The 11031-nt window shown below is 37.3% G+C and carries 13 protein-coding genes; 11 read left to right on the forward strand and 2 right to left on the reverse strand.

The window, feature by feature from the left end; genetic code table 11:
* Nucleotides 1-81 precede the first annotated feature (81 nt).
* The 3 genes from HMPREF0494_RS10565 to arsC are packed head-to-tail and all read left to right on the forward strand — an operon-like array spanning nt 82 to nt 1888.
* Nucleotides 82-399: an ArsR/SmtB family transcription factor gene (locus HMPREF0494_RS10565; protein WP_007124972.1), complete on the forward strand. Its 318-nt coding sequence runs from the start codon at nt 82-84 to the stop codon at nt 397-399.
* A 50-nt stretch (nt 400-449) separates the two neighbouring features.
* The gene (gene arsB / locus HMPREF0494_RS10570) at nt 450-1484 is read left to right on the forward strand and encodes an ACR3 family arsenite efflux transporter (protein ID WP_040459098.1); all 1035 of its coding nucleotides are present in this window, start codon (nt 450-452) and stop codon (nt 1482-1484) included.
* 2 nt (nt 1485-1486) lie between these two features.
* Nucleotides 1487-1888 carry an arsenate reductase (thioredoxin) gene (gene arsC, locus HMPREF0494_RS10575; RefSeq protein ID WP_003669793.1) on the forward strand — a complete coding sequence of 134 codons (402 nt, stop codon included), beginning with the start codon at nt 1487-1489 and terminating at the stop codon, nt 1886-1888.
* A gap of 113 nt (nt 1889-2001) precedes the next feature.
* Here arsC and HMPREF0494_RS10580 read toward each other — a convergent pair whose 3' ends face one another.
* Together HMPREF0494_RS10580 and HMPREF0494_RS10585 are read right to left on the reverse strand one after the other, a co-directional pair.
* A complete protein-coding gene (locus HMPREF0494_RS10580; protein ID WP_003672749.1) occupies nt 2002-2352 on the reverse strand; it encodes an ArsR/SmtB family transcription factor in 351 nt (116 codons plus the stop codon).
* Between the two features lie 16 nt (nt 2353-2368).
* Nucleotides 2369-2986, reverse strand: coding sequence for a CadD family cadmium resistance transporter (locus HMPREF0494_RS10585; protein WP_007124974.1), 618 nt, complete (start codon nt 2984-2986; stop codon nt 2369-2371).
* Between the two features lie 479 nt (nt 2987-3465).
* On the opposite strand from HMPREF0494_RS10585, the gene HMPREF0494_RS10590 reads away from it, so the two are divergent.
* From HMPREF0494_RS10590 to HMPREF0494_RS10625, 8 genes are all read left to right on the forward strand, one after another.
* Complete coding sequence (locus HMPREF0494_RS10590) at nt 3466-3909, forward strand: DUF3290 family protein (RefSeq protein ID WP_007124975.1); 444 nt, start codon at nt 3466-3468, stop codon at nt 3907-3909.
* 17 nt (nt 3910-3926) lie between these two features.
* Complete coding sequence (locus HMPREF0494_RS10595) at nt 3927-4562, forward strand: DUF421 domain-containing protein (protein ID WP_007124976.1); 636 nt, start codon at nt 3927-3929, stop codon at nt 4560-4562.
* Nucleotides 4563-5538: 976 nt separating this feature from the next.
* The gene (locus HMPREF0494_RS10600) at nt 5539-6126 is read left to right on the forward strand and encodes a tyrosine-type recombinase/integrase (protein WP_007124977.1); all 588 of its coding nucleotides are present in this window, start codon (nt 5539-5541) and stop codon (nt 6124-6126) included.
* Nucleotides 6127-6274: 148 nt separating this feature from the next.
* Nucleotides 6275-6565 carry a type II toxin-antitoxin system RelB/DinJ family antitoxin gene (locus HMPREF0494_RS10605; protein ID WP_007124978.1) on the forward strand — a complete coding sequence of 97 codons (291 nt, stop codon included), beginning with the start codon at nt 6275-6277 and terminating at the stop codon, nt 6563-6565.
* Entirely contained in the window at nt 6565-6873 is a 309-nt protein-coding gene (locus HMPREF0494_RS10610; protein WP_007124979.1) for a type II toxin-antitoxin system YafQ family toxin, read from the forward strand. Before HMPREF0494_RS10605 ends, HMPREF0494_RS10610 begins: the two co-directional genes overlap by 1 nt.
* A 26-nt stretch (nt 6874-6899) precedes the next feature.
* Nucleotides 6900-7298 carry a hypothetical protein gene (locus tag HMPREF0494_RS10615; protein WP_007124980.1) on the forward strand — a complete coding sequence of 133 codons (399 nt, stop codon included), beginning with the start codon at nt 6900-6902 and terminating at the stop codon, nt 7296-7298.
* A gap of 294 nt (nt 7299-7592) precedes the next feature.
* A complete protein-coding gene (locus tag HMPREF0494_RS10620; RefSeq protein ID WP_007124981.1) occupies nt 7593-9701 on the forward strand; it encodes a hypothetical protein in 2109 nt (702 codons plus the stop codon).
* An 829-nt stretch (nt 9702-10530) separates the two neighbouring features.
* Nucleotides 10531-10995, forward strand: coding sequence for a hypothetical protein (locus HMPREF0494_RS10625; protein WP_007124983.1), 465 nt, complete (start codon nt 10531-10533; stop codon nt 10993-10995).
* The last annotated feature ends 36 nt before the right edge of the window (nt 10996-11031 follow it).

Raw genomic sequence — 11031 nt, forward strand, 5'->3', positions numbered from 1 at the left:
CCGTCTGAACGGCAATCTTTTTCATTATTCATGTGATATAATATAGATGAGCGTCTATGTTTAATGTGGAGGATTTTACTGATGCACCATGAGTATAAAGATTTGGCATCACTTTTAAAGGTGGTTGCTGAACCTAACCGTCTTAAGATTTTAGAAATGCTATCCTGTGGTGAGATGTGTGGGTGTGATATACTTGCACACTTTGACTTTACACAACCGACTCTCTCCCACCATATGAGTATTCTGGAAAAAAGTGGATTAGTTAACGTAAGAAAAGATACTAAGTGGCACTATTATTCTTTAAATTCAAACAAAAAAGAAGGACTGATTAGTGAATTAACACAAATACTATCTAAGACTGACCATTGCATATGTAAGGATTCATATTCAAACTGTTAGCTTTTTTATTTTGCATTATGCATAGATAATTATCTATATGGAGGGCTATTATGCGTACTTCTAAAAATTTATCATTCATGGACCGTTATATGACCTTATGGGTATTTTTAGCTATGGTACTTGGGATTTTAAGTGGATTTATTTTCCCTTCCTTGCCTAAGTTGATCAACAGTTGGTCAGTGGGAACTACGTCTATTCCGATTGCTATCGGCTTAATCTTAATGCTGTACCCGCCATTAACTAAGGTTAATTATGAAAAAATGGGTGATGTATTTCGTGATAAGAAAGAACTCAGTTTCTCACTAATTCAAAATTGGATTGTCGGGCCATTATTGATGTTTGCTTTAGCCATCATTTTTCTACACAATTATCCCAATTATATGATCGGTTTAATCATGATTGGGTTGGCGCGTTGTATTGCGATGGTCATTGTATGGAATGAGCTAGCTCACGGTAATAATGACTATGCCGCCGGATTAGTAGCTTTGAATTCGATCTTTCAAATTATTTTTTACTCTATTTATGCCTACATCTTTATTAGTGTTTTACCTAAGCTGTTCGGAATTAAGACACAAACGGTTAACATTACCATGGGTGAAATTGCAAAGACTGTTTTTATTTATCTTGGAATCCCGTTTATCCTAGGGGTTTGTTCTCGTTACTTGATTATCAAGGGTAAAGGAAAAGACTGGTTTGAAGATAAGTATGTTCCTAAAATTAGTCGCATTACAACTTGGGCATTACTATTTACCATCGTAGTTATGTTCTCGGTAAAAGGCGCTAAAGTGGTTCAACTACCTTTAGATGCCATACGTATCGCGATTCCTTTGCTTCTCTACTTTATTTTAATGTTCTTCCTCACTTTCTGGATTGCGAAGAGGACTGGCACAAACTACCCAATCTCGGCCACGCAATCATTTACTGCTTCAAGCAATAACTTTGAACTAGCTGTTGCAGTAACTGTTGGTGTCTTTGGATTAAATTCTGGGGAAGCATTTGCAGCTGTTATCGGTCCAATGATTGAAGTTCCAGTTATGATGCTATTAGTTGATGTTTCACTTTGGATTAAGAGGAGATTTTATTAATTATGAAAAAAATCTATTTTTTGTGTACTGGTAATTCTTGTCGTAGTCAGATTGCGGAAGGTTATGCCAAATTATTACTCAAAAATCAATATGAATGTAAAAGTGCCGGTGTTGAAAAGCATGGTCTCAACCCTTATGCAGTAGAGGTTATGGCTGAGGATGGAATTGATATTAGTCAGCAAAAATCAAAGCTGATTGACTTAGATTATTTCAATGCGGCTGATTTAATTGTGACCTTGTGCGGTGATGCGAAAGACCGCTGTCCTATAATTCCTCCCCAAGCCCAAAGCCTTCATTGGCCCTTACCAGATCCAGCGCAGGCTAAGGGAACACACGAGCAGAAAATGATTGTATTTCGTCAAGTACGTGATGAAATTAAACAATTAGTTAGAGGATTAATTTAGGGGCTATTTCTAGTAGCCTCCTATATAAAATAGAATCAAACAAGAAAATTCACTGCTATTCACTGCTCTATTTTTAATTACTTTCTCTTCTTAAGGGAAGCACTTAAGTCAATTCACCTGTCAAGTTGAGCAAGTATTTTTTTCAGATCATCATCTTTTATAAAGTAGTACACCATTTTCCCCTTTTTTTGACGGTCTAAAATGTCAGCATCATACAGCATTCTTAAGTGATGAGAAGCGGTTGCAATACTACAGCCTAAAATATATGCAATATCACAAACACATAACGATTCCTGAGCGATTAAAGAGAAAATGATTTTTAACTTTTTCTCATCTGAGATTTTAGACAATACATAAAAGTATTTCTTAATACGTGATTTACCCAAGAATTCCGAGACCTTCATTACTTTATCTGTCTCAACCAATGTCTGATCACAAGTAATGTCAGCACTTTTGCTTTTCATAGAATCACTCTGCCTATTATTTAATTAAATTAATGAAAAGTTGAATTGATCCATTTTCGATCAAAACGGAACCACCAATAAAGATATAAACGATTCCTATAAACCAACGACTATATTTTTCAAGAACTGTACCTACAGTTGGAATACTAACCGACTTCTGGGCAATAAAAACTAATAAGAAAATCATTATCAAAAACACGATTAAAGTTATTAATAACTTTGGTAGTGCCAAACTAATAAAGTAAGGTACAAATAATCCAACATTATCAGCACCACAGCTCACAATAGTAATGAAAATCAAGGTTTTAATCAAATTATTTTGATTTGTATCTTTCAATTTTTCATTAGCCATTTTTTCACCGTCTGAATCTCCCAAAATTAAAGCCTTTATTCCCAAAAAGACAGGAATTATTCCTAGAAAACCTAATAATCGTTTATCAGGAACGTAATGTAAAATGACAGCAAAGAACAAACTAACTAATATCAAAAGCCCAGACCCAAGAAATTGGCCTATATAAATATCTCTAACACCCTTTTTATCTTTAACTTTCGCAAAAAAAAGCATCAGAATTATTAATAAGTCAATAGCAGTACTCCAGTAAGTCACCACACCAGCAATAATTGTTCCTAACATTTCTTATTTCCTCCAAAATAATATTCAAATATATATTTGAATATATATTTGAATATTATTTTGGAGTACTCAGATTGAAACATCAAGACACCTTGAGAATTTTCTTTAATAAATAGTCAAAAGCCAAATTTTATTTGTAGGTGTCCAGTAATACCACCACAAGCTAAAAGTATTCACTGGCCATTACCTGATCCGGCACAAGCAAAAGGCACACATGAACAAAAAATGATTGTGTTTCGACAAACGCGCGATGAAACTAAAAAAACGTATTGCCCAATTAGTTTAGGGGCTATTTTTAATAAGTAGACCCACTAATAGAAATTAATCGAATACATGTTACAATATAGATGCAACAGAAAAGATTATGCTGTTTTAACAAAATCAACATAAAAAGCCGTACCTTTGCTCGGGTAACGGCCCTCTTTTATACCAAGTTTTATATTTATGGTCTATAAGTGATAAATCATAGGAAAGTTACAATGACATTTTATACAGAAAATTACATTACCAACCATCAGCAAGTTAATTCAGTGGTTAATTACACATTAATCCTCATTTCCCTGCTCCTACTCCTTGCCACCTCGCTTTATTACTTCCGGCACCGTTTACAAACCAAATACCGGGATCTGGGAATCATATTTCTCCTATTACTGTTGATCTTTTCCGGTTTACAGATTACCAACCTGGAGAAAAATTACACCCAGCATACACAGGCAAACCAAATGCAGCCGTTCATTCGGGCCGTGGCCCGTGACCATCATCTGAAAAGCAGCCAGGTGGTCGTTAACTCACCTACCCTGACTGATGGAATCATCGTCCGTTTCAACAAGCAGGATTACCGGGTTAATTTCAGTTCGAGCGGTGATAATTACACTCTTACGCGAACCCACGTCGTTGACCACCACGTCAATATTCAAAATTAAGGATGAAAATCGAGTAAATGGATTACGGATTAATCACCATTAAATTTGTCCTGGGAATGCTCAGCCTCATTCTACAGATCAACCTGCTCGGTAAGGGGAACTTAGCGCCGACATCTGCAATTGACCAGGTCCAAAACTATGTTCTCGGGGGAATTCTCGGTGGAATCATCTACAATAAAGACATTACTGTCTTGCAATTTGTGATGGTCCTATTGATTTGGACCCTACTGGTCTTCATCATTAAGTTTACTAAGGAACATAACTACCTGGTTCAGAAGGTCGTTGATGGGCAGCCGCGCCTCGTCATTCGCAACGGTAAAATCTTGGTTGATAATTGTATTCACGCCAGTCTGTCCGCCAATGACCTAATGTTCAAATTGCGTGGTCATAATATTTACGAGATCAGTAAGGTTAAAAGCTGTGTCCTCGAGCAAAATGGTCAGCTAGTAGTAATCGAAAACGACGAAGATAATATCCGATTTCCTCTAATCAACGATGGACGAATTAATCAAGATGTCCTTGAATTGATTCACCATGGCGAAAGCTGGATCGACGACCAGGTTCACCAAGCCGGTTATGCCAGTATCAGTGACATCTTTCTCGGGGAATATATCCATGGTCAGCTCATCTTGACTCCTTATCCGCAACAATAAAAAGCCAGTCATGAATTGTGATTGCTTGTGTTTTAGTTTTACAACTTTATCATAATTAACATAAGTTAATTTAATGGTTAACCTTGAGAATTGTATGTAAACCTATTTCCAGTAATTTCCTAAAAAGATACGATTTAATGAATACCTATATATAATTAGGGCTAAGTAAAAAACGCCTGTCGAACGCGACAGACGCTGGTTTATTCTGCTGAAATGCTAAAGCAGGTGCTTTAACAGCTCAATAATGAACTTAATCAGTTTTTTCAGTTGCTTCTTACTTAAAAAAGGCAACAATACAAATACGATGATGCAATGCATCGGGAAGAACCTCCTTCCCGCGCTATTGAACGTGTGATTAAGACGTCCTGACGCGCATCAATATTGTATCATAGAAAATAATCGGTTATAATATAGTTACAAATACGATGATGCTGGCGTGCAAATTGGATCAGCTGATTACTTATCCGAGCCGGCGGGACATCTGAAAAGATGCCCTTTTTTTATGTCCAATTTCCTGGTTCAGGGTCCATAACTTATAAATAGCCCCTAAGAAATATTGATATAGCAAGCCCCTGTATTCTACAATCGGAATACAGGGGCTTTTAATTTATATATTCAAAAAACAGCCCCTAAATTAAGGGGCAAAAATTGGCTTATGTTACAATTTAGGAACTGTCACATTCCGCTTAGAATCAACTTTCTAATGTTGGGAGGTGAGACCAATGCACGACATAATCAGTCATCTATTACACTATCTATCACAATTATCCCTCGTGGTAATTCCCGTTTACTTGGCGTATTGGTTGAACCAACGTAAGTGATAGATAGGTAATTGTGACAGCATTCAACCCACAAAAAAAGCTCCCTTGCTACGGCCATAGCTTGGGGGCTTTTGTGTTGGTGGTACTCAACGCACGACCAACAATCATCTATTACACCTGTATTATAACATGGATCTAAACAAGGGGCATCTCATATGAAACAACTAGTACTACCCATCAAAGATACCAACGTCCTCCACGAAGTTGAAGAGACTCTACTCCATAATTTCCGCGAAGGACGCCGTAATTACACAATCTTTCAAGTTGGCAAGGCCACCCTGCTTCGCGTGAGTGATGTATTGGCTCTCAGACGCAACGAAATCTATGAAAGTGATGGAACTATCAGGAAAAATGCTTATATTCGGGATAAAAAAACCGGAAAGCCTAATGTTTTGTACCTTAAACCAGTAAAACAGGACTTAAACGACTATTTTAACTGGCTAAACGAGCAAAACATTCAATCCGAATGGCTTTTCCCTTCCTCACGGGACCATTCTCGGCATATTACAGAAAAGCAGTTTTACAAAATAATGGCTAAAACTGGCGATTTATTAGGAATTAACTACCTTGGGACCCACAGCATGAGAAAGACGGGTGCCTACCGTGTTTACACGCAAACCCATTACAATATTGGCCTGGTGATGAGCCTTTTAAACCATACCTCTGAAGCCATGACCCTAAAATATCTGGGATTAGACCAGGTTAGCCGTGAAAAGATGCTCGATGAAGTTAAGTTTGATTAAGCAGTAACCCCACAATCTCACTCGTTAATCAGGTTAGGTTTAGTCATAAACCGTTCTGATTAACGAGTCCAGCAAGCGGTAGCGCGGTAGTTTGCTTCTTTGTATTGCAATAGTATGGTATAATAACATACAAATAGAGGTGATTTATATGGAAACAACGCCAACAACTATTCGTCTTGACGATAAACTCAAGAAAGAACTAAACAAGGAATTAAAGTCCATGGGTCTAAGTATTAATGGGTACTTTAATCTAGCCGCTCGCCAATTAGTTATTCAAAAGAAAATCCCGTTTGATGTGTTAGCTGAACCAGATGAGCCAACAGAAGCCACTAAGAAAGCCTTAGTAACTGCTCAGGCGAAAGAACTAGGTATCATTCCCGATGATTCTCCTAGCTTTGATAATGTAGATGAACTTAAAGATTATTTGGATAAGGAATAATGTATCAATTAAAAGTTGAACCCCAATTCAAGAAAGACTATCAAAGATTAAAATATCATCACCCCGAATTAATTGACGATCTCATGAATACCTTAAATCAGTTACACCTTAACGGAATTGTTAATGATGAGTACCGCCCTCATATCTTAAACAATCGTGGCGGTAACTATAACGGTAGCTATGAGTACCATTTATCTGATGGGAAAGTTGATGTGCTGGTAATTTATATGCCTCACAAGACTAATCCATCAATTCGTTTAATTAGAGTGGGTAGCCATGATGAGTTATTTCATAGTTCGCTGAAATAATTAACTAATTAAAAGAGGTTTTGCCTATGATGTCTCCTAAATCAATCGCCCGTTGGCAAGAACTGAAAGCCAAGAAGTTAAGTGGCCGCACGGTTCCGGAAGATATGGAATATAAGAAATTACAGATGAAGCATGACGCTGATGTTTTAGCCTTAAACGAACTAAAATGGAAAGCTGAATTAGCCGAAGCTATCATGCTTTCATCAATGAATAACAGCAATACTAAGTCTGTGTTAGATGATGTTATTCAATCCGAAATTGGCGAGGAACAGAAGCCATATTTCCGGAAAGATATTGCTGATTTTGTAACCGACTTTTTAGCTAAAGCTAAACAAGAATCAGTCACACAAAATCACAATCAGCCATTGGGAAATAGTCCGCTGAATGATAATAAGTTACCCAATGGCTCAAAACACAGCAACTAATTATTGATGCTGTGTTGAATAAAATTCCCTTTGCCTAAAGGCATTGGGAATTTTTTATTTTGGCGTTACCTTTTAACGAAAAAGGTAACATTTAATTTTCAAATGTAATCTTGAAAATTAAATCAATGGTTATTAGGAAATGTGTTCCTAATGCCCTCGGCGAGAGCTCCCTAGTCAAAATGGAGTACTCCATTTTGACTAGGGAGCTAGTATATTGGATAAACTACCCACTATACTAAATTGTCATCGTGATATAATTACTTATAGTAATATCAAACTACGGAGGCATTAATCATGGCAATTAAGTGTACCGTAACAACTGACTTACAAGCAAAAGATACTAATGGTTATTCTGGAATTCAAAAGCATGTAGAACATGACCAGAATATTAACCATTCCAATAAAGATATTGTATTTAATGAAACTCAATTTAATGTATATGATGAATCAACTACTACTCGACAAGCTATTGATGATTGGAACGAACAGCACTTCCACGACTATGTAGAACAACACGACCAACACCAACGAGAAAAAGGTCATGCTGAACGACAATTTGGCAGTGTGAAAAATTATCTTAAAAACAAGAAGAAAGCTACCGCCGTTTTAACAATTGGTAATATGGAAGTGCAAAGCCAATTGATGAAACAATTCTGTCCAAAAGATTCATATCAAGAAGAGAAACTACCGGACGGCACAACTCATTTGGTTTTCAAGCTTAAAGACGAAAATAACAAACCAATTCAAAATAATATTGCAGTTGCTAAACAATTTTATGGTTGTTTCAATCGAGCCTTAATTAAGGCCACTAACAACAATATCGGGTGGCCAGCAAATAAAGTTCATCAGCAACGCATTAATGTTGGTGATTACCTACATCGCGGCCGTTACGCAACCAACAATGATGAAATGGGCATTTCACATATCCATTTTGAAGTAGCTACCTTTGGCATGACCCGAGGGGGTAAAAAACGGGCAGCACATGTCACTAATTCATTAAACCAAGCCTTAGTAAGCCTTCATCAAGCTGTCACAGGCAAAACGGCTTCAGGCCGAGCAGCACTCAAATGGTATCGAGCTAATCTTGACCAGTTCGCCCTAAAATGCTTGGAGCAAGAATTACATAAGACCTACCAAGTCCCCAAAAATAAAAAAATCCTCGATTTTGAACGCAAAACCAAGGAAGATAAGACTATACAAACAGGACTATCGATGGAGCAACTAAAGGCCCAACATCAAGAAATCGCTGACCATCAAAAGAAAGTCCAAAACCTTCAAGACCAAGCCAAAACATTGAATAACCAAAATAACGATATGCAAGCACAAGTCAAAACCGTCACTAAAAATCTCAAGGACATCTATGAAGCCACCACAGGCCGCCAGGCAGTCGATAAAGACGGTAATGACTTATCACCCCTCGAAATGGCTAAAGGCATTACAAGGGCTAATAGAGCTGCTCAGGACGATAAAGAAAAGGCGGAGCAAGCCAAGGCAACTGCTGACCAAGAACGCCAGAAAGCTGAACAACAAAAAGCTCAACAAGAGCAACAACTGGCTACTCAACGCCAGCAACTCAAAGTCCTACAAGACCAACTAGACGAAGCTAATAACCAGCTCAAACGACGCAAACAACAACGAATCAAAAATGCCCAAAAAGAAATCGCCCAAAACAAGCTAACCAATGGCAATAACCAACCAATTAATGTAACCGAAGATAACGTTGCTCAAATTGAACAAGAAATTGATAATTGGCGACAAGACCAGCAAGCCGAATGGACACAAGACAAAATAGATGCACAAAATGAACTAGAGCAAATTAACCAACAACTCCTCAAGGCTCACAGTACCAAAGCTAACCTAGAAAGCACCAACCAAGAACTAACTAGGCAAAACACTCAACTACAACAAAGCCAACAACTAATGAAAAACAACATCAACGGCTACAAAAACCAACTAGTTGATACAATTACCGAACACGACCCTAACCACAAAGTAGAACAACAACTACTTAAACCAAATGAAGTACCGGAAGCAGTCATCACTACCAACGGCCGACAACAACACCTCCGGCAACCTCTAAAATACCTCATAGATGTTACTACTCAAGTTCTCCAAAAGATTAAAACTACAGCAACCAACTTCATTAATCAGGTCACTAAAAGCTTATTGCCACCAGTTAATCCAAAAAAACCTATTCAACTTCAAAGCAGCTACGTAGATTTTTCAAAAATTCAAGCTTCACTACATAAGCCTAATGCTCAAAAAGAAATCCAACTAATGAACGACCCAATCATCAAACTTAAAAGAGCACTCCTAAGTGCAACCACTGACCAACTTCAAAAGACCAAAGAACAAACCCAAAAATCACTTAAACAACAAGTTGATGATGAGTGGGAACGCTAAAACAAACCTCTTATTAAAAAAGAACGTACTTCACCTTAACTCCCCAGGAAGCAAGCTCCGCTTGCGCAGCCTTGCTCTCTCGAAACCTAGCCTATCTGTGGCTAAAAAGTTTCGAGAGAGTTCGCTCTCATTCAACCCATCGCTTATTTACTCAACCAACAACTTACGTTATTAGCTCAGCAAATAAGCAATGCAGACAGTTTAAGCGCACTCCGCCCTTGCCCCTAATATTCTTAGTGTTGATTTGTTCAATTGCTTACTTACTTTTCAGCAAAACATAGGGAGAACACGAGAAAATCCCATGAATATTAGGGTTGTCCGTAGCATTTTCGAAGCTTCCAGCCACGTCTTTAGCCATATGCGATAATAGCAGGGTTTAGCATACCCATATTGTTAACTACAAGTCTGGCGCGTCTCCAGACTCACGGACGCTTTCGGGATACTACCACGGTGCAGAGTCACTGCTTGCGAGTTTAACCGGTTGTGAACCAAAAGAAAAAGCCGACTAGATTAACTAGTCGACTTTCATAGTTTTAAGGGTTTGATTTCACTGATATTTTTGTGTAGCTATATCTTGAAATATTAGTCTATTTCATCTAAAATTAATTATATTAAAGAAATAGACAACCCCGATTGACTACTGTAACTAGTTGATCGGTAGCTCGCTAAAGTACGCCAATACTTTAACGAGCTTTTTCTTTACTCTGATTTATTTAATTATTGTTGGTAAACGAAAAACGCTTACGTGTCTAAGTATAACCGTAATTATCCTGAAATAGCAATAGTAATAATAATTATATGCTAGAATTAGCCTAAAGGAGGCTAAAGCATGAGTAAAAGTAAAAGTAAAACATATACAACTTCAGAATTAGCAAAGTATTTTGATATATCAGTAGTTTCAGCCTCACGGTTCATAGTAAAACACAAGTTTAAACCAATTAAAACAGGTCAACATAACGCTAAATACTATAATGACGCCGTTTTTAAGCAAATGGAAGAGTATTATCAGAATAATCCTAAAACACAAGAAAAACAGACTTATCCAGCAACAAAAGACGCAATCATCGACCAATTAAAAGCTCGTATTGAAGAACAATCCGCAACGATCGATTTACTTAAACAGCAATTAACTGTAAAAGATGAGCAGATTGCAACAGCAAATCGGATTGCTGACCAAGCACAACAATTAGATTTAACTACTCATAAGCAAACCCAATCTGACTTACCGCAAAAGGTAACAACTAAGTCATCAAATGAAGAAAAACATGGTTGGCTTTGGAGAATAACACATTAATACTGCTGGTTTTGTAATAATAGTAAAAATCTAATT

This window comes from Limosilactobacillus antri DSM 16041 (genome assembly GCF_000160835.1).
Taxonomy (GTDB): domain Bacteria; phylum Bacillota; class Bacilli; order Lactobacillales; family Lactobacillaceae; genus Limosilactobacillus; species Limosilactobacillus antri.